At 42.7% G+C, this 18256-nt stretch carries 15 protein-coding genes and 1 pseudogene; 7 read left to right on the plus strand and 9 right to left on the minus strand.

Translation table 11 applies throughout. From position 1 onward, the window contains the following. Positions 1-46: 46 nt before the first annotated feature. Positions 47-535, plus strand: coding sequence for a hypothetical protein (locus LEP1GSC050_RS04855; RefSeq protein ID WP_010568329.1), 489 nt, complete (start codon positions 47-49; stop codon positions 533-535). Positions 536-593: 58 nt separating this feature from the next. Here the strand turns inward: LEP1GSC050_RS04855 and LEP1GSC050_RS04860 are convergent, their stop codons facing one another. Then, the gene (locus LEP1GSC050_RS04860; protein WP_010568328.1) at positions 594-1400 is read right to left on the minus strand and encodes an acyl-CoA desaturase; all 807 of its coding nucleotides are present in this window, start codon (positions 1398-1400) and stop codon (positions 594-596) included. A 620-nt stretch (positions 1401-2020) separates the two neighbouring features. On the opposite strand from LEP1GSC050_RS04860, the gene LEP1GSC050_RS04865 reads away from it, so the two are divergent. Both LEP1GSC050_RS04865 and LEP1GSC050_RS04870 read left to right on the plus strand, forming a co-directional pair. Next, on the plus strand, positions 2021-2260 hold the full coding sequence (locus LEP1GSC050_RS04865; RefSeq protein ID WP_010568327.1) for a hypothetical protein: 240 nt from the start codon (positions 2021-2023) through the stop codon (positions 2258-2260). A 26-nt stretch (positions 2261-2286) separates the two neighbouring features. Further along, positions 2287-3708 carry a transglutaminase-like domain-containing protein gene (locus tag LEP1GSC050_RS04870; protein ID WP_010568326.1) on the plus strand — a complete coding sequence of 474 codons (1422 nt, stop codon included), beginning with the start codon at positions 2287-2289 and terminating at the stop codon, positions 3706-3708. A gap of 210 nt (positions 3709-3918) precedes the next feature. On the opposite strand, the gene LEP1GSC050_RS04875 is transcribed toward LEP1GSC050_RS04870, so the two are convergent. The 3 genes from LEP1GSC050_RS04875 to LEP1GSC050_RS04890 all read right to left on the minus strand — a co-directional run bounded on the left by LEP1GSC050_RS04875 (position 3919) and on the right by LEP1GSC050_RS04890 (position 9694). Then, positions 3919-6285 (minus strand): right-handed parallel beta-helix repeat-containing protein, encoded by a 2367-nt coding sequence (locus LEP1GSC050_RS04875; protein WP_010568325.1) that lies wholly within the window; start codon positions 6283-6285, stop codon positions 3919-3921. Between the two features lie 436 nt (positions 6286-6721). Beyond that, positions 6722-7672, minus strand: a complete 951-nt coding sequence (locus LEP1GSC050_RS04885; protein ID WP_040911134.1) for a P-loop NTPase family protein — start codon at positions 7670-7672, stop codon at positions 6722-6724. 9 nt (positions 7673-7681) lie between these two features. Continuing rightward, positions 7682-9694 (minus strand): protein meaA, encoded by a 2013-nt coding sequence (locus tag LEP1GSC050_RS04890; RefSeq protein WP_010568322.1) that lies wholly within the window; start codon positions 9692-9694, stop codon positions 7682-7684. 112 nt (positions 9695-9806) lie between these two features. Here LEP1GSC050_RS04890 and LEP1GSC050_RS04895 point away from each other — a divergent pair, with 112 nt between their 5' ends. The 3 genes and pseudogenes from LEP1GSC050_RS04895 to LEP1GSC050_RS21290 form a co-directional block, all read left to right on the plus strand. Beyond that, positions 9807-11138 (plus strand): hypothetical protein, encoded by a 1332-nt coding sequence (locus LEP1GSC050_RS04895; protein WP_010568321.1) that lies wholly within the window; start codon positions 9807-9809, stop codon positions 11136-11138. Then, complete coding sequence (locus LEP1GSC050_RS04900) at positions 11135-11824, plus strand: class I SAM-dependent methyltransferase (RefSeq protein ID WP_010568320.1); 690 nt, start codon at positions 11135-11137, stop codon at positions 11822-11824. Before LEP1GSC050_RS04895 ends, LEP1GSC050_RS04900 begins: the two co-directional genes overlap by 4 nt. Positions 11825-12102: 278 nt before the next feature. Next, a pseudogene (locus LEP1GSC050_RS21290) lies at positions 12103-12270 on the plus strand (hydrogenase-4 subunit G); the annotation flags it as partial. Between the two features lie 30 nt (positions 12271-12300). On the opposite strand, the gene LEP1GSC050_RS21075 reads toward LEP1GSC050_RS21290, so the two are convergent. The 4 genes from LEP1GSC050_RS21075 to LEP1GSC050_RS04930 all read right to left on the minus strand — a co-directional run bounded on the left by LEP1GSC050_RS21075 (position 12301) and on the right by LEP1GSC050_RS04930 (position 16224). Next, a complete protein-coding gene (locus LEP1GSC050_RS21075; RefSeq protein ID WP_232225654.1) occupies positions 12301-12867 on the minus strand; it encodes a hypothetical protein in 567 nt (188 codons plus the stop codon). Continuing rightward, entirely contained in the window at positions 12851-13237 is a 387-nt protein-coding gene (locus LEP1GSC050_RS21080) for a hypothetical protein (RefSeq protein ID WP_020987093.1), read from the minus strand. The genes LEP1GSC050_RS21075 and LEP1GSC050_RS21080 overlap by 17 nt, the downstream gene beginning before the upstream one ends. 470 nt (positions 13238-13707) lie before the next feature. Continuing rightward, positions 13708-14058, minus strand: a complete 351-nt coding sequence (locus tag LEP1GSC050_RS04920; RefSeq protein ID WP_020987149.1) for a PilZ domain-containing protein — start codon at positions 14056-14058, stop codon at positions 13708-13710. 996 nt (positions 14059-15054) lie between these two features. Next, positions 15055-16224 carry a DUF1577 domain-containing protein gene (locus LEP1GSC050_RS04930; protein WP_010568316.1) on the minus strand — a complete coding sequence of 390 codons (1170 nt, stop codon included), beginning with the start codon at positions 16222-16224 and terminating at the stop codon, positions 15055-15057. Positions 16225-16814: 590 nt separating this feature from the next. Here LEP1GSC050_RS04930 and lfb1 point away from each other — a divergent pair. Next, positions 16815-17168, plus strand: coding sequence for an LIC10280 family protein (lfb1, locus tag LEP1GSC050_RS04935; protein WP_232225655.1), 354 nt, complete (start codon positions 16815-16817; stop codon positions 17166-17168). A gap of 114 nt (positions 17169-17282) precedes the next feature. Here the strand turns inward: lfb1 and LEP1GSC050_RS04940 are convergent, their stop codons facing one another. Then, positions 17283-17948, minus strand: coding sequence for a Crp/Fnr family transcriptional regulator (locus LEP1GSC050_RS04940; RefSeq protein ID WP_010568314.1), 666 nt, complete (start codon positions 17946-17948; stop codon positions 17283-17285). Between the last annotated feature and the right edge of the window lie 308 nt (positions 17949-18256).

Consider the following 18256-nt stretch of genomic DNA (forward strand, 5'->3'; position numbering starts at 1 on the left):
ATTCGGAGCGGAATATCTTCTTCCGCCTGATATCGAGGGAAGAAAGATGGAATCGCAGGAATCTCAAAAACAAGGGTACCCGTTTCGCCCACTGCAGGACTTTGTTCTCGGGGAAGTCCTAGGTAGAACTTTGGAGAGGCTAGGAACTCCTATCCAGGAAACGGAAGCGGCAATACTTTCCCATTTAAATCAGGGTATCAAAGAATTTCAATTTACTCCGAACTCTAAAAAACAGGTGCTTTTACAGAGTATGCCTAGTCAGTTTCGTTCTTTTTTGGAACTTGGAAAAGAATTAGAGCTCTTGGAGGTTTTGCATAAAACCATCGCCGTCGAAGGTCGATTGGATCTGGCTCTGGAGCTTATCGAATGGATTTTTACCGGATTCGAAAAGGAAGATCTGGTGCGCAGGCTTTTCAAGTTGGTTCTAAACGGAAAAGTAGAATTGAAGCCGGAATTTTACTCGGTGCTCAAAGAAGAATACGAAAAAGAAATGTTGGGAGATTTAGGAAAGCTTCGGAAGGAAAATCACGACTAAAACGTTAGTCAAGAAATTCCCTCGCGTAAATTTACGCGAGGGAATTTCCTAAAAACTTTTATGCAACGTCGGCAAGGGGAGAGCGAGGAGTTCCGGGAAGTTCTTGCCTTCCTTTTTCGGTCCAAACGGCTCTTTGAATTTTGATGATTCTTAGGAAATGCAGAGCTTTCATAACTTGATAAGTAAAGTCGATTTCAAACCAACGAAACGCGAAGTTCGGAGAATTCGGATGAGCATGGTGATTGTTTTGGTACAACTCTCCGAGAATCAGAATATCGATCGGCAGGGTATTTTTTGAATTATCCGGATTCTTTGCATGATTCCGATATCCGTACATATGACCGCACCAGTTAACGATCGCGCCATGAACCGGACTCATTAAATAATGAATGGGAAGAAGCGCATAAAGCCAGAGAGCGTCTCCCGGAACAAACGCTATATAAAATAGAGTGTAAGAAGTTCCGAAGAATAAACGAACGAACCAAGAATCCGCAAATCGATCAAAGAACGGCATCTCGGGATAGTTTCCTCTGAATTCCTTTTCGACATCCGTTTTATGATTTAGAATGTTTTCGTACGTCACTGCGGTAGTCCACATCATATCCAAGAAGCCGGTAGAAGCGATAGGTGAATGCGGGTCTTTAGCGGTATCGCTATATGCATGATGTTGACGATGTAGTATGGCATATGCGCGAGGATTTAAATAAGAAGACCCTTGAACGAAGAACGTAAAGAAATAAAAGAACTTTTCCCAGAAACGGTTTAGCTTGAACATTTGATGGGCTGAATAGCGGTGCAGGAAAAAAGACTGCACAAAGGCCGCTAAAAACCAATGTCCTGCGAAAAAGCTTAGAATGATTGCCATGAAGGGCTCCTCTCGGTTGTACCTTTTTCTTTATACGAGCCCGAGATTTAAGGTTTGTTGCGAAAAAGGAGGGAACTTTTTGAAAAAATTTTCGATTCAATGGCCGGCAATTTCGACAGGATTTATAGAATCGCCCGACGGAATCGCCTATAACACGTCTTAAATATTACAATACGATGAATGGGAAAAATATATGTCCCTTTTTGATTTTTAGAATTCGCTTAGAAGCGTAACGATATCGCCAGCTCTCGTTGAAATTCCCTTTTTCGGGATTTTATCGGAGGGATAGATAGAATGGATTAATCTTAGGGATTAAAAACCTTAAGAAGCCTTCTGTATCGAGGAATTCCGTCAAGAGAGCGTTGCGGAGATTCAAGGAAGTTGCGATGTGTGGGAACTTTCCAATTTTTCTTTTTCTCCGGAAAATTCATTGGATGGTATGAACGCTACAGCAAGCCCGAATAAAAAGATATAGATGAAAATCTGTACCAATTTCATGTACGATATGACGTATCTTTTTTCGAGTTCTAACGCGTTCGAAAAAAAATTTCGGGATTTTTAATCGCGTAAGTTTGTAGATAAAATGTTGACTAACTTGAATCGATCGATAACATCCCTCCATGGATTCGCAAAACGAACAAATACCCACCGGATTCTCTACTGAATCTTGGAATGCCCTAACGCCGGAACAAAAGAAACAATATCTGAACGCTACCGCGCAAACCGCCGGTCAGGGCTACGGCCAAGCACCCGCAGCTCCGACCCAAGGACAGATCTATGCCGAGGCCGGAAAGCAAATGCTACTCGGGACTATTTTGAGCTTTTTTAGAAGTTTGCTTTATAGGTTTCTCCGATTCTAATTCGCTTTATACGTATTTCATAATATATGATTGATAGGCTCGTTTCTGCAATCTCGCTTGTCTATCTATTCTTATTTTTGAATACCGGCTCCGCAATTGGAGGTCCCTCTGCAAGAAGGACTGGCATCAAAGATGTTTTTTCGGGAGAGCCGATATTAAAACGATTTCCCCAGCGGTTTAAAATCACTCGTAAACTTAGGATTGCGAGCGGTCAGCCCTCCATTCCGGTCGGGAGCGAGTTTAAGATAGAAATTCTAATTCCGATTCCGCAAGACGACGAGTCTAGAGAAATTTCCGGTATAAAATACAATGCGGGCGATATCGTAATTTCGCCCGATTCTCAGCAAAAATTTCTGTATATTACTTCCCAGGATTCCGCTCCCGAAGTTGAAATTACTCATTTAGTAAAAGCATATCGGGCGGACTGGGATCCGGATTTTTTCGGCGCGGATGTAAAATACGATCCGACTTCCGATTTAGTGATGCGTTATACGGGTAAACACGAACAACTGGATCCGAGTCATCCCAATATAAGACCTTTGGTGGCTTCCGCGGCGAAAAGAACGTCTAAGCCGTTCGATTTTGCCCGGGAATCGATCAAAGAAATTCAGAAAAAACTAATATGGAAAAATACCGGAAAATATGCCACGATCAGTCAGACGTTTGCGAACGGAGGAGGGGATTGCGGCGCTTTAAGTCGCGTTTTGCAATCCATGCTTCGTAGCCAGGGTATCCCGACTAGATTCGTTTCCGGGGGAATTCTTAAGAATGGTACCGACTGGAATTGGCATGTTTGGACTGAATTTTACATCTCAGAAAAAGGTTGGGTACCTGCCGATCCTGCAATGTTCGGAGCCGTTCCTACGGTCGGTTCTATGGATAAAAATCATATATCATTCAATCGCGGTGAAAAAGAAGAAGTTCCCCTTCCTGGAAATCGCAAGATAGCCGTTAATTCCGGTCTTCAAAATTATCTTTATTACTATTCCTCTTACGATGGTCGCGGAATTCGTTATGATATGGATGTAAAGGTGGAGGTCCTTGACGAGGCGCCTGAAGATTCTTATTACGGCTCGGATTCTTTTTTAAATCGGATTCGGAACTCCTTTTTGGAAAGGATTAACGGAGTTAGGCTCGAATCTGGACTTCCATTGCTCGCAAAATCAGTTAAGCTTGAGAAAGCTGCGCAAGATCTTGCGATCGGAATGGTTTCCGGAGACAAGAAAGACTATAATACTTCCCTAAAGGATCAGGGTTATTCGGCCAAAGGCCTGCTATTGGAAGCTTGGATCGTGGAAGATATCGGACCGGATACAATCTCCGTAAACGCGGATCGATTAGTCAAAGATCCGAGCTTTGCGAAGACTGGATTTGCAAACGATATAGGCGTTGGAGCGGGGTATAAGCAGGGGAAACTTTACTTTTATGTTATATTAGGAACCGAGTAAGAATTATTCGCGTTGCTTATGCGGCAACGATGCGTAGGGTGCAAAGCAGTCGCAGCGACAATTCACCCCTTTTTAAGGATCATCGAAAGAAAACGTCGCAGCGACCGAAGCGATAGCGGAGCCCGGAGCAGCGTGACCCTGAACGAAGAGAAGGGGGCCGCCCTAATTAAGAGTCTCGATATCGATTCGGGATGTCGGTAAGCGAATCTATTACTTGCAAGAACCGTTAAACTCGAAAGCCCCGATCGAATAACCGTATGCGCCTGCCGGAATAAAGGACGGGGCAGCGACGACGACATTTTGGGTTCGAGGATGTGCGTCTATGTCCGAAGTAGTAAACGGCGGAAGTACATTATCATTGATTCCTCCGTATACGGAGTAGCAGGAGGAATTGGAACTCAGCATAAAAGTATGATATATGTCCGTCGCCGCGACAAAGCTGGGAGGTTGCGCGTAGTTTTGCGACGCTGCCCCGGCTCCGGATAGATATGTCGGGACGCCGCATGCGGTAGAGCTAAGACCTCCGATAATTCCTCCGGGACAAATAGATGAATATGAACTCACCGTCCCCGCCTCATAAGCTAAGGTGGAGCATCCGTAAAAATTATTTCCTTGAATGGAAGACGTAGCGCTCGCGGTGGTCGTATGATATAGACAGGTGAATCCCGGGCTAGGAGTAAGCAATTGATTATTTAGTAACCGCACTTGGGAAGATATCATACCGTAACGAATCGCATTCGAGTTGGTCGAAGTTCCGTTCCCGGCATAGATGCTGTTTCCAAGAATGGAAACGTTATTCGTGGAAGTGTTGCTTGCTTGGATGAAAATTCCTAAAAAATTGGAAGCGCTGACGCTCGGGTCGATGTATGCAAGAGGATTAATCGTATTGGAATTGATCACCAACGTGTTTGCTGCAGTCATATTGCGCATTTCGATTCCAGCCGAATAGTTGGTCGGAAAGACCGCGCCTACCGAATTATATCCGCTGATCTGATTCCAAGATACGATTCCGGACGAGGCGTCGGCTACTAGTCCAGCGGATGAAGCGCCTCCGCCACCACCGTAAATCGTATTGTATTCGACGATCGTATTATTACTGTTTACCATCTGAATCCCGGATAAAAGTCCTCCCGCCGATCCAGGTTGCCCCCCGACGATCGTGTTTTCAAAGATATATAATAAACCTGGGCTAGGAATCGAGCCGTTTATGAAAATACCCGTCGTATACGCTTTTGTCGGATCCGCAGATCCGATGATGCCGAAGCCGGAAATTTTTACGACTTCGTTCGCGGTTAAAACTCCTAGCGAAACGGTGATCGGCGCGCAGGGCGTCGCATATGCGAAACCGCAAGCTCCGGTTCCATCATTGATGATCGTTTGGTATTTTGAAGGCGATCTCTTTCCGAAGCCCGGCGCGTATCCCCCCATAATTGAAGTTTTTTGAGAAAGAGCGATCGGAGCTGCGACAGTGTATGTACCTTGCGATACGAAAACATGGCAGGAAGTCGCTGCGCAATTAGTGACTCCCTGCTGAATCGTTGCGCAGGGCGCAGCGGGCGTCGAGCAGGCCGGTGCGGCCGCATCGACTCCGGTGGTGGAAACGTAATATCGGTTTCCCACAAGGGAATAATTTTCCTGTAAAGGAGCTCCCTCTAATAAAGCGTTTCCCCCCGTATCGGTACATCCAGTGATTTTTAAGTATACGTTTAAAGGCGGATTAAGAGTCGGACTATAACTTCCCGCATTAGGAGTAATCGTAAGAACGTTGCCTAGGACCGACATCGTCGCATACGGACCTAAATTGGTAGGGTTAGCGGCGACGGTCGCATCGAGTACGCAGCTTCCAACGACAGGATTTTCGGATAACGTAATGTTAATCGTATCCGTTACTAGAATCGCGGTGTTGTCCGCGGGTGAGACCAAAGTAGGGCTAAAGCAATTTAAGATGGCCGCCGGAGGAGCGACTCCGTTTACGATTCCGGTGTTCGACGGTGCCAGGCGAAAAACGCAAGTTTGGTCGGGCAACGCCTGAAAGATATTTACAGCGAAAGATTGCTGGTCTGCGATCGTTGTCGCGAATTGGTGCGTTCCATTGTTTGTGATCGATAACTGATCCGCTCCGTTATTGGAAAGGATCAAAGTATCCGTATTACCTGCGGCGATTCCAATCACAGTTACGCTGATCGGATAGAATGCCACTCCGCATTGGACCTGCACGACGGTTGAAGGAAAAAGGACCTGGCTATTAGGGTTTACAATTTGGCAAATAATCTGAGGGGTTACGACAGGTTGACTAGTGATGCTTAAAGCGTAATTCGTACCGGGAAGTTGCTTGGTTGGAAACGACTGAATGCCGTTACTGTTGAACGTAAGAACTTCCCCTAGGGAATCGCTGACGCTTACCGAAGCAAGGGCGGGCAGACCTGAAACTTGCACTTGGATCGGAAGGGGAGTATTTACGTTTGAACTCAATTGGGAAAAGATTAAAAAATCTAGAGGGCCCGAATTGGGTCCTTGGTAACATCCCATTCCTAAAAAAGAGATCCAGAAGATCGGAATGATAATTTTTTTATACATCTCTGTCTTACATTCTTTTGATCGTGTTTACGCGGAATAGCGCCGATTTTCCGCCAACCCAGTCTTCTCTCAATTTCAAGTGAGATTCCTTAACAGATACGATTATAATAACAGTTGTAAAAACCGAATTATTCATTTGGTAGAAAAAAATAAGCAAGATCGAGCGGATCGGTCCCAAAAATCGAAATTACAAGACGGACAAGGAAAAATTCCGGTATTCAGATATGAGTCTATAAGTTCACGAAATTTTCAAATCGGTGTAAAATCTATGTATAATATTTCGTCGAATTTCCGGAAACTCTCTTCCAATTTCCCGCCCTATCAATAATTTATAAACACGGAATCCGAGAATTGCAAGTAGGATTTTAAAGCGGAATTTCCTGCAAAGAAGCCGAGGAACGGTTTAAAGGGATGTCCGGAGAAGAGACACTGAAATTTAATCCTTCAATTTTTTACGCACTTCCGCTAAGGCCAAAACTTCGCAATGTTCAAAGGATCCGTTTTCCGGAAATTGAATGTTTGAGAGGACTTGTAGGCCGAAATTTCCAAATTCGTTTTTGATCCATTTGCGTACTTGCATTGCGGTTTCGAGATCTCTTTTGGATCCGGGAGTTTGGGATACGATATATTGCAGTAATTCTTGGATGCCACGCTTTGTCTTAACGCTGGTCATAAAGACGGGAGGTATGGCTCCTCCCGGGGTAAGGTCTCGCAAGAATTCGAGTGTATTAGTCAACGTATGATAGCTGGCCAACGCTAAGGATTCTTCGTCGCATTTATTCAAGATAAAAGCGTTCGGGACCTCCATGATACCACTTTTCATAAATTGAATTTGATCTCCGCCGAGAGGGACGAGGACTAAAAAAGAGACATCCGCTAACTTGGATACCTCGATCTCATTTTGTCCGATGCCTACCGTCTCCACGAAAACAAAATCGAAGAAGCAGCGCAAAAGACGAATAACGTGATACGTATAAGGATTGACTCCGCCCAATTCTAATTGGCTCGGTTGGGATCGGAAATAAAGCCTCTTTTCCCTGGGCGGAAGAGACAACCTTGTCCTGTCTCCTAAGAGAGACCCGCCACTGATATGGCTAGACGGATCTACCGCGACGATCGCCATTTTCTTTTCGGGAAACGCTTTCAGAAATTCCGTGGAGAATTCTCCTAATAAGGAGGATTTTCCCGCTCCTGGCGTTCCGGTTAAACCTACGGTCAGAGCCTTTTTTTCGGTAAAGCCTTGCTCTCTCAACTCTTGAAAAAGAATTTTACGAAATTCGAATGAATCCGGCTTTTCTAATTCGGTAATCAGCTTCGCTAAGGGAAATTTTTCCCCCAACGCGGCTTCCTGAATTAAATTTTTGAGTTCTGTAGAGGTGTACCGCACCGCCATAGTTTAGGCGGCGACGGGGGCCTTGGCAAGAATATCGATGATACGCTCCATAACGTCCATTAGATCGTAATCTTTCGGCGTAAATATCGCTTTGACTCCGATTTTGGTGAGCGCTTCAAAATCGGAATGAGGGATGATTCCGCCGAAGACCACCGGAATATCCGCCTTATAATGCTTTAATTCTTCAAAGATCTGCCGAGCTAACTCAACATGAGATCCTGATAGAATGGATACGCCGATAACATTCGCGTTTTCCTCCACTGCAGACTGAACGATATCCTCCGGAGTCAGACGAATTCCTGAATAGATAACATCGAATCCGGCATGCTTCGCGGAAACGGCGATCATTTCGGCCCCGTTGGAATGTCCGTCTAATCCGGGTTTGCCGACAACGATTTTCGGACGAGCGCCGGTATCCTTCAGGAACTTTTCCACTTTGGAACGGACGCGTGTGACCTTATCAGTTTCCAAATTTAATTTCTGCCCCTCGACTCCGGTTGCCGGTCTGTATTCTCCGAACACTTTACGCAATACGTCGGACCATTCTCCCGTAGAAACCAAGGCTTTTGCACATTCGATGGAGGCGTACATTAGGTTTTTGCCGTTCTTAGCATCCTCTTCCAATCTTGTTAAAGATTCCGCAACTCTCTTGGGATCGCGTTTCGCTTTTACATCCGCCAGTACTTTGAGAGTTTGCTCCGCCGATTTAGGATCTACTTTGAAGACGCCTCCGTCGGAATCGTTCGTAAGAGGAGAAGGAGTTCCCTCCTGCCATTTGTTTTTTCCTACGATGATGAGTTCGTTATTATTAATTTTAGCTAATCTTTCCGCCTGCGATTTCACGAGCTGTGTTTTCATATACCCGTTGTCAATTGCTTTGATTGCGCCGCCCATTTCTTTGATCTTTTCGATTTCCTTCGTTGCATTCTCGATCAGTTCCTTGACCTTGCTTGCTACGACCGTTGATCCTTCGAACAAGTCGGGATATTCTAAAAGATCGGTTTCGTACGCGAGCACTTGCTGTAAACGAAGCGACCATTGTTGATCCCAAGGACGGGGGAGGGAGAGAGCTTCATTCCAGGCAGGAAGTTGGAGAGCTCGACAACGAGCGTCTTTGCTTAGAGTTACACCAAGAGCTTCGATCAGAATTCTCCAGGCGTTATTTTCCGGTTGCTCTTCCGTTAAACCTAAAGAGTTCACTTGCACCCCATAGCGGAAACGACGGAATTTCTCGTTCTTCACGTCGTAGTTTTTCGCCGTGATCCGGTCCCACATTTCCGTGAAGGCGCGCATTTTGCACATTTCCTCGATAAAGCGAATTCCGGCGTTTACGAAAAATGAAATTCGTCCGACGCATTGTTCGAATTCTTCGTGGGTAAAACAATTTCTATCTTTTATTGCGTCCAATATCGCGATGGCTGTGGCAAGAGCAAACGCGAGTTCTTGAACCGGAGTGGCTCCGGCTTCCTGCAAATGGTACGAACAAATATTGGAAGGGTTCCATTTCGGGATTTTCTTTAGGCAGTATTCGTACATATCCACGATGATCCGAATCGAATGTTCGGGCGGAAATATATATGTTCCTCTCGCAAGATATTCCTTGATTATGTCGTTTTGTGTCGTACCTTGAAGTTTGGTAACATCTTCGCCTCTTTCTTCCGCCAAAGCGACGTAAAGTGATAATAACCACATCGAAGTGCCGTTGATCGTCATCGAAGTGTTCATCTCTTCGATCGGAATTTTATCGAATAGGATTCGGAAGTCTTCTAGAGTGTTGATGGGAACTCCAACTTTGCCGATTTCAGGTCTCGCGATCGGATGATCCGAGCTATAGCCGCATTGTGTGGGGAGGTCAAAAGCGATGGATAGTCCGGTTTGGCCTTTCGAAAGGTTTTCGCGGAAGAGCTCGTTGGATTCCTTTGCATTCGTATGCCCGGCGTAGGTTCTGAAAATCCAAGCCGGTTCCTTGCTAGGGTTCCCACTTTTATCGTAAAGGATGTGATCTTTTCTTTCCATCTTTGAGTCCTCGGGGAATATGCCTCTTAGTTTAGTTCAAAATGTGTTGGTATAATTTCACCTAAATTTTTAACGTTGCTCCGAAATCCGGAAGAATGAAAATACCTCAAAGATGGACTTGGAACGAAACAGAAAAGCAAATCCCTTCCTTATTTTGGTCTCGGTCCTTTTTCTAACCGGACTTTTGACGATTCTCTATTCTTGGCACGGAGAGCCCAGCAACGGAGAATCATATCGGATCTTAGCAGAACTTCGGTCTTTGCAAGAAGACGGAAGATTCCTTTCCCCTCACGAACCTCTGGCGTTTCTTTTGCTTTCTCTGTGGAAGTCCGTCCTAAGTTTGAATTATATCCCGGCTTACGTATCTTTTGGCGCTTTTTTTCTGAGTGTCTCCGTCCATCTCTGCGCATATTTGCTCGAGAGGGAAACCTGGAAACTCAACCAATATTTGCTCTGTTACCTCGGGGCGATAAACCCTATGGTATACGGAGTTCCGTTTCAGCATCTACCCGAATTAGTCAGTTTTAGTTTTTTACTTTTGCTTTTTTTATCGTTCAGGATGGAAACCGTAGTCGATCTACTCATTCTTGTATCCTGTACTTTACTCGGATTATTCTCTCATTTTACCTTCTTTTTGGTAGGCTTTACGATTTTCGTAATTAAGGCCGGCACGGTCGGGCTGAGAGAAAAAAAGAAAAACCAGTCCGTCTTTTTTAAACGAAGAAATATACCGAAATTATTTCTTTTCGGTTATCTATCGATCTTTGTCGTTACGGTAATACTTTTAGGTAATTTGGATTTTTACGGAAAACAATCGTTTGCTTATATGGGCCGTCAGGCTTGGAGCTATTTGTTAGGTTTCGGAACTTTCGTTTTCATTTTGGGGGCGGGGACTTTTCTGCTTCGTTCCGAGAGGGAGTTAAATTCGCTCCCGGCATCGATCGCAATGTTTTTTCTCCTTGCTGCGTCCGGATACTTTACGGTTCGGCCGGTAGTCGGATTGGATTCCGTAAAACTGAATTCTTTATCTAAAGATATTGTTTCGTTAAGGGGAAGGGGAGTTCTCGATACCAACGAAAGAATATTCGTAAACGGTGATACCGCAGCGTATGTGTACTTTTATACGAAGCAAAAATTATCCTTTCAAGAGAGGGACGGTTTTTCCGATCACGATTATATTCTAATTTCGGAAATTTGGCCTGTAGATAGAAAACTGTTGCAGCGCGAAGTGAAGTCCAAGTCCGCTCAGTATCTATTCGTTTCGGGGGATCGGATTTTGATCAACGGTCTTTTGTGGAAGAGAATACAGAATGACGCGAGTTTGAAAACCTTGAAGCATAAGTCGGTAGTCGCCAGGCAAGAATTGGAAAGCGACTCGGGCTATGATCGCCTTCGCGCATTTTTGACCGGGACGATAACTTCGTCGAAGATCCCTCGTTCATGATCTCCGGAAAGAAGGATAAAAAAGATAGCGATTATATCGCATATGGGGCAAACGGCCTACCGTTCGAAAGGTCTTATTGGAAGGAGATTTACGGAACTGGAGTGGACGTAGACGCTTCGTTTAATGCGAGAGAGCATGCGAAGTATATTAAATCTCTGATGGAGTTGATGCAAATCCCGGTCTATAGTTTGGCCGACTTTGGTTTCGGAAAAGCGCTACTCCTTAAAGAAATGGTAAAAGCCTTTCAACCCGGCAGAATTTTCGGGATCGATCCGTCCGAAGAGATGATCGACGCAATCGGATCGCAAAAGTGGATTCGAGGTTATAACCTTTCCTTTTTACATAGCACGATTCAAGAGATGGATCCGAAATATTTTGTGGGAGCTCCTTTCGACCTGGGGATTTGCAATTCGGTCGTTCAGTACATTGAGAAGGACGAACTGAAAGGAGTATTCGGAAAACTTCATTCGATCGTTCGATATCTTTATTTCACGGTCCCGACTAAGAAAGATTATACGCGTATGAAAAAAGAAATTTATTTTTCCGATCCCTTTGCGCACGAAAGAAGTAAGGATTTTTACGAAAAACTGATTCGTCCTTATTTTAGGCGGGTAGCTTTTAACCTGCTGGAAAGCCGAATCGTGGAGAATTCGCAGTTTAGCGACGAATTCTTTACCGATCCTTGAAAGCCCGATATCTTTATCATAAAAATTTCTCTGCGAACTTTCTTTGCCTAATCTCCGGAATTTTCCTTTAACTCAGATTGCCTCGTCGGAACATCTTGCGATTACTTCCGGTCATTTTCTTAAACTCGAGGTAGAATGCCGAACGAGAGCTAAATCCGCCTTATCGCCGATATTTGCGGTAGTTTCGCTCGGAAATTCAACGAGCAGAAATTTAGCTTCCTCTACTCGGTATTGATTCGAAAGAGCCGGAACGCCGGTTTTAAATTCGGTATTGATTATTTAGGAAAGGCGTTGCCAGCGGAAACAATTCGACCGAAGCGGAAATCAATGCGAGCTTTAACACGGTCTTCGATTGCGAAGCAAGTACGGTGAAAGTCGTCGCTTCTCCCAAGCATGCCCACGCTTTGGTATATGTGGGACCTGTCGGTGTTAACATGGAAACGCCGAATAAAATGCCCGTCGAATACGCGCTAGGATCATTTAAGTCGGGGGGCAACGACTCCGGCAATAGTATTAATTTTCTTTTGAACTAGTCTGCGGAGGTCCGTTATTTTGAAAGAAGCCCGTCCGACAATAGCATCGAATGGAACATCCTTTTCCATTTTCCGCAAGCTATTTCGTATCCATTTAAGATCATTCATCTCGGATATTTTTCCCGATTGTATCAATATCCGAACGGTATCAAATTCAAATTTTCTTAAATGGATTTGGATTAAGAACGTTACCGGAACTCTGGATATCAGTTTAGCCCACGGACTGCTCGGATTTATTTGCGATTCGACGGACGTCATTCTCTCCAGAATGTGATCGTCGCTAGGAAATTCGGAATATTCTGCCGTGCTAATGCGATCGGGAATGTCAATTTCCGTAGGTTCTTTTACTTCGACTCTTTCGATAATACTAGTAAGAATCTCTTTCCGACGAGTATCTTCATAGTCAAAGGGGAATGAATTGAGAACTCTTTGGAATTCTTGGAGCATGACTGTGACATTTACGTATCGTCCCAAAAGGGTATTATTATGTTCTCTAATTTTCGGAAACAATTCCCTCGTAATTAAAAACGGCGATTTCTTTTTGAAAAATGTTGCTTCGTATATTTGCTCTAATTTTTTTTTCCGCATACGACCTAATTTCGCCCACTATCTTAGAATCCGCATAAATGTAGGCATCCACGCCCATATCTTGATTTCTAATTCCAGTATGAGGATCCGGTAAAACGACTTTGATTATAAAAATATACTTCGCTTCACGCAGAATTTCTAGGATTTTCCGTACTTTAGAAGCATCTTGATAGATTAGTGCGCTTGCTTCCCGAATGAAAGTATCGGAATAAGGAATTACATCTTCGTTTTGCAGGTGAATTCTCTTAATCTCTTCCACTAATTCCAAAGCATATTTAATGTCTTCTTCCAATTTTCCGCTAACCTATTCGCGAACGGGATTTAAGAAAGTTTCCCGAAATTGCCTTTTTGGCATTCGCTTGTTAGAATATATTGATGCAATGATGGATAGTTCTTACAATATTAAGACCCTGAGGCCGCATCGCTCGATATAAAGTTCCTACAGTACACCTAATCTATGTAATACTATAAACAATCGGTCAACGCTATTTTACCGGTAGTCAGTAGATAAAAATTCGAATTACGTTAATTTTGTGGTCTCGAAGTTACTCAAACCGTTCAAACAAGGTGAAAGCAACGCGTTCTAATAATACGGTAAAATTGACCTTTGTTTTTCCAAAGCGAGCGCGATTCAATCCGGGTTTTTCCTCGGAACGGAAAATTCATATATTAGCAATTTTAGAATTAACTTTATAAAATTTAAAGCCGACTATTTAGAATCTTTAGCTAATCAATCGGCTTTAAAAGTTCTTTATCATATTCTTATTCGTCTATCGTTAAACTTAAAGCGATGACTCGATCAGGTAAGGAAATTTCGGACGTGAATTTAATTCCAATAATATAATTAATCGAATCGGAATCGTTGGATCTTTCATTTCTGACGATAACCCCTTCAAAATCTAGCTCGCCGAATACCTCTCCGGTTATTTTGCCAGAGACCGATGATCCGACGGGAGGCGGCTCTTTCGAGTTATCCTGCACTAAAATTCCCATTCCAATCTCAGAGATGTTCGCGACTAATCCGGATATTGATAGATCGTCGCAAATGAGCGTTGTGGAAAGCTCCGACAGCTCTTTCGAAATTAGTCGTTCACGTTCGCGTTTATATTTCATGTCAGTATTGCAGTCCTCGAAATGTGGTATTGATCGGCTTGTAAAGGTTTCAATCATTCGTTCCATTGCTCTTTGAAGCAATCGATATCGATTATAGTTGAATGATATCTTGAAATTCCTTTTTATCAAAAGAAATTTATTTCCAAAATACATATTCTATTATTTTTCTCGATAGTTTGCATGCTATCCAAATTATGGAATTATGCTATATCTGCCATTTTTATGTTGTTCGAAGGGCAAACTTAAAAGCGGGAAGCTGTAAGAGTTTCAAAGCGATGCTGGATCGTATTTTGAATAATTCTAACCGAGTGGGGCAGCGCGGCATTTATTTTGGATATCGCCTTTGTCCGAAAGGGTCCGTCGTCTGAAGGTTAGAATCCTTCAGGTTTCTCGTTTTCATCATGAAGATGCTTTGAGGAAAATAGTCTCTTTAAATACAGCAGAGCAACTATCGAGAAAATGAATCCGATAATTTGAACGAAAAATTGGAATGTGCTGTCCATAAATGAATCCTCCAAATCGAATATAGGCTAAAGTAGTTAGAAGTCTTATTTATAGTTTGTAAAAGATTCCTAAACAAATGATTTCAACTGATTTCATTTAACAGGCGTAAGTTTCTAATTTTTCATTTTTTCGTCGGAATTTAACTACTTAACCGATTTGCTTCCCGATTGCTCGCTATCCGTAAAGCGCATCATATATAGTAGGTTACAGAATTTCCGCAAGAGGATGAAACGGAAATGTGTCAGTGCGCAAGTGAAATTCAAAATGATTCCGGCTTTCGATAGGAAGGTTAGAAAATGAATGTGAGTTTACGATTTATGCGTAGGAAAGTCCGATATATATATATAAACCGATATAACTTAGGCGAGGCTTTGGTAGAAGGAGACGGAACATTGGAGGTATTCGATCAAAGAATTCCTCCGGGAATATCGATCGGCGTTCTCCCGCGTATTCGCAGCTTGAGCCGAAGCAACAATGATCCGATTCCGACTACTACGAAACACGCTTATTTAATATTTTTAAATACTCTTTTCGAAGCGCGATTAAGTTAGATTCCAATCTTTTCCTGTTCAGGTCCTGCCCGCTTTCAAGCTGGAATTCAAGACCTAAATATAAAGTACTAGGTTTTTCGAAGGCTGTCCATCTAACAGCGCCTGTTATCGGAATACCTGCCTGCCCGCGAAAAACTATATCAAACTGTAGTTCTTTTCTTTTCGAAAGTTTTTCGGAGATAGCCGGGTCGTCGATTCTTAAGCGCATACCTGAATTGGAGATATCCATAATTTTAAAGTGGGTGGTAATTTTTGTCGAATTAGCGCTTAAAATTAAATTGGTAATCTCTTGAGACAATGATTCTATATTCGAAAGATCATCGGGAGTATACTGGATCGATTTGCTGCGCATCTGTATAAATCCGATTGAGACGGGGATTCCGTTATCATTCGGATAAAGAATCGGAACGATTATTTCCGAAAGAACGCCGTTTACTCTATATTCACGAATTTTTGATAGAATATCGGTGTCGGTATTCGGCCCGCAAACGTTAAGAGAAATGTATTCGGAGCGAAAACAATTAGGATTGGAAGTGTCTGCAATGAATAAGGGTTTTTGATTCTTCTTTACCGCTTCGAATTTGTTATTTTGTCCTCCCCTAAAAATATCTATAACTACGTCCCCGAGGTTCGTATTTTGGAGAATTCTTTTATACTTCTCGAAACTTTCAAATACGATATTCGGTAACGCGAACTTAGTTTTATCGATAATCGATCTATGACAAAGGATATTGGTGACGTAGGCAATCTCCATAGGCATGGGAAGGCGTTCAAGATTTCGCCCTTTTTTCGCTATACATAAACTCTCTAGTTTGAATATACAATTTCCGTTGTTTAGTTGCTCTACGAATATGCAATTTATTTCTATGTAAGCCGCCAACATTCGGAAGAAAGCAATTCGATTTCCTTGATGGGGGTTAAACGTCTCCGGCACAGTTAAGACTAGTCGATTTCCGCCTTCCAACACTTTTATTATTCTGACTTCCTGGGTAAAAGGAGGAGTTTTTACGAACATTCTCTGATCCAAAAGATGCTGCTTTATTACCTGCAATTTCTGATGTTGGTCTAAAATAAATTCCAGGTTTCTAATGGACTTTTCTTCGTAGTTCATCGGATTTCGACCTCACGAGTAGTTTCGATCTACAGTTCAATTGACGAAGAATTGACTGAAAATCTGCGTATAGATTCCTCCCTAATTTTTTAAACGATTAGAATTTCAGTGCCTATTTTTTAAGCATGAGCAAAGCGATTTATTTCGACGAGGCGGAAAAACGAAGATATCCATCTGTTATCAATAAATTATTATCGTTTTAAACATTAAGGATTACTGATTAATATTCCAATCGGAGCGCTGAGCTTATGTAAGGTCTCCAGCGATTCGAAAGATAAATTTTTGAGTAAAGTTGCGATAGGTAACCTCATTTCGCTATTATAGTCCGGGGCCTGTTAGAAGTATTCAATCAAATGCACCGCAGAGTATCGTTCTTGAATTGCGAGTTTATCGTAGGAAGTGCAATTTTCGGTAGGGCAGGGGATTTCCTTTTTCAAATGAGAGCAAAACTCATAGAATATTGTAATTAAAATGTAATTATTACGTTATAAAAACGAAATAATTTTATGATTTTGAAATTTCTCTATTGTTAATTTTACTACGAGGTATAGTATCCTTTAGCATCGCCGATGGAGGTGAGTACTATGTTTATGAATGCACGAAGAATGTTAGCAATCCTTGCGGTCATTGCTTTAGTGACATCGGTAAGCGTAATGAAAGCAGATCCTCAACTCGATCTAAGCGGAACTTACAAAGCGAACGGCATAAACCCGAACGGAACCAGATACAAAGGAACGGTCGTTTTTAAGAAAAACGATATAGGAAGCTATGATGTGGTTTGGTCCGTAGGTATTCGATTAGAAGGTACGGCAATGTTAGACGGTGACACTGTTAATGCAGACTGGGGAGATAACAGTCCCATCATCTATACCGTAAAAGAAGGAGGGCGAGTTTTGGACGGAGTTTGGGCCCACGGAAACGGGCTAGAGATCCTTACTCGATAAGCTTTTCGCATGGGAGACGAAGGACGACCGGAAACGGTCTTCCTTCGTTTTTCTCATTAAAAGGGAAGAGCACTAGCATTAAAACCTTTTGAATAAGGGCCGGAGTTACCGGACTTAATTTTGAGATAATATTATTCGTTTAACACGATAGGAATCTCCTTTTTCCTCCAAAAGACAATCTTCTAGGAGAGAGCGGAAGGCTCTGCTTATCGACTCGGGGGTTGTTCCTAATAATAGCGCAAGTTGCTGTTTAGTGATCGGAAGCGAGACGTATTCGTCTTCGGCACCGGATTCGCGTAAGAAACTGAGTATCCTATCCTTCACCGATAAAAAAAGGTTCTCCATCATCTTCTTTCTAAAATAATTCAAATGTTCGACGGTTAGGGCGGAGAACAGGAATAGCGCTCGGGTATTTTGCAATAAAAAGGAGGTAAATTCGTCTTTTGGGTAATATAGCAATTCGCCGTCCTGCAATGCTTCGCAAAATGCAGGGTAATTGCAAGTTTCCGTCATATAAAATATAGGATGGGCAGCTATCACCTCGCCGGCTGCGAAGATCCGAAGAATTGCCTCTCGCCCATCGGAGTTTAGGCAATACACTTTAAAAATACCTGATGAAACTGTAAAAAATCCGCGATAGAGATCTTTCTCGCTAAAGATTAATTCGCCTTTTTTATATTTCCTTTTAATCTCTAACGATTCGAGCTGGGCAGGATACTCTTGACGAATCGTCTTCCAATGATTAGGGCTAAGGGATTTGATTTCGGTTAAAGGTTGCATATCGAATGTTAAAAAACCATTTAGCTAGAGTGAGTGTTTAAAAACATCTTAAGAACTTCCTATTAACATTGATGCAAATCAAGAATAAAACCTCAAAATTTCATAGTATTTCCCTCGATTCTTTTTTAAACGGGTTTTCAATTCGAAAGAAACTGAAAATGAACGGTATTTTTGCTAAAGTTTAGATCGGATATTCTTCCAAAATGGCGAATGAGATCTATTGGATAATTCAAATCAATCTACTCGACGCTTCGGTAAATTCTTGCGTTTAACCCGGATAAATTTTCATATGAAATTCAAAAACTAGC

Origin of the sequence: Leptospira broomii serovar Hurstbridge str. 5399, from assembly GCF_000243715.2 — a bacterium.
Classification (GTDB): Bacteria; Spirochaetota; Leptospiria; order Leptospirales; family Leptospiraceae; genus Leptospira_B; species Leptospira_B broomii.

Coding starts and splice junctions, on each gene's coding strand:
- LEP1GSC050_RS04930 (WP_010568316.1), bottom strand. CDS start 16,224: ATGAACTACGAAGAAAAGTCCATTAGAAACCTGGAATTTATTTTAGAC.
- LEP1GSC050_RS04855 (WP_010568329.1), top strand. CDS start 47: ATGGAATCGCAGGAATCTCAAAAACAAGGGTACCCGTTTCGCCCACTG.
- LEP1GSC050_RS04890 (WP_010568322.1), bottom strand. CDS start 9,694: ATGGAAAGAAAAGATCACATCCTTTACGATAAAAGTGGGAACCCTAGC.
- LEP1GSC050_RS04860 (WP_010568328.1), bottom strand. CDS start 1,400: ATGGCAATCATTCTAAGCTTTTTCGCAGGACATTGGTTTTTAGCGGCC.
- LEP1GSC050_RS04870 (WP_010568326.1), top strand. CDS start 2,287: ATGATTGATAGGCTCGTTTCTGCAATCTCGCTTGTCTATCTATTCTTA.
- LEP1GSC050_RS04900 (WP_010568320.1), top strand. CDS start 11,135: ATGATCTCCGGAAAGAAGGATAAAAAAGATAGCGATTATATCGCATAT.
- LEP1GSC050_RS04865 (WP_010568327.1), top strand. CDS start 2,021: ATGGATTCGCAAAACGAACAAATACCCACCGGATTCTCTACTGAATCT.
- LEP1GSC050_RS04940 (WP_010568314.1), bottom strand. CDS start 17,948: ATGCAACCTTTAACCGAAATCAAATCCCTTAGCCCTAATCATTGGAAG.
- LEP1GSC050_RS04895 (WP_010568321.1), top strand. CDS start 9,807: ATGGACTTGGAACGAAACAGAAAAGCAAATCCCTTCCTTATTTTGGTC.
- LEP1GSC050_RS04920 (WP_020987149.1), bottom strand. CDS start 14,058: ATGAAATATAAACGCGAACGTGAACGACTAATTTCGAAAGAGCTGTCG.
- LEP1GSC050_RS04875 (WP_010568325.1), bottom strand. CDS start 6,285: ATGTATAAAAAAATTATCATTCCGATCTTCTGGATCTCTTTTTTAGGA.
- lfb1 (WP_232225655.1), top strand. CDS start 16,815: ATGAATGCACGAAGAATGTTAGCAATCCTTGCGGTCATTGCTTTAGTG.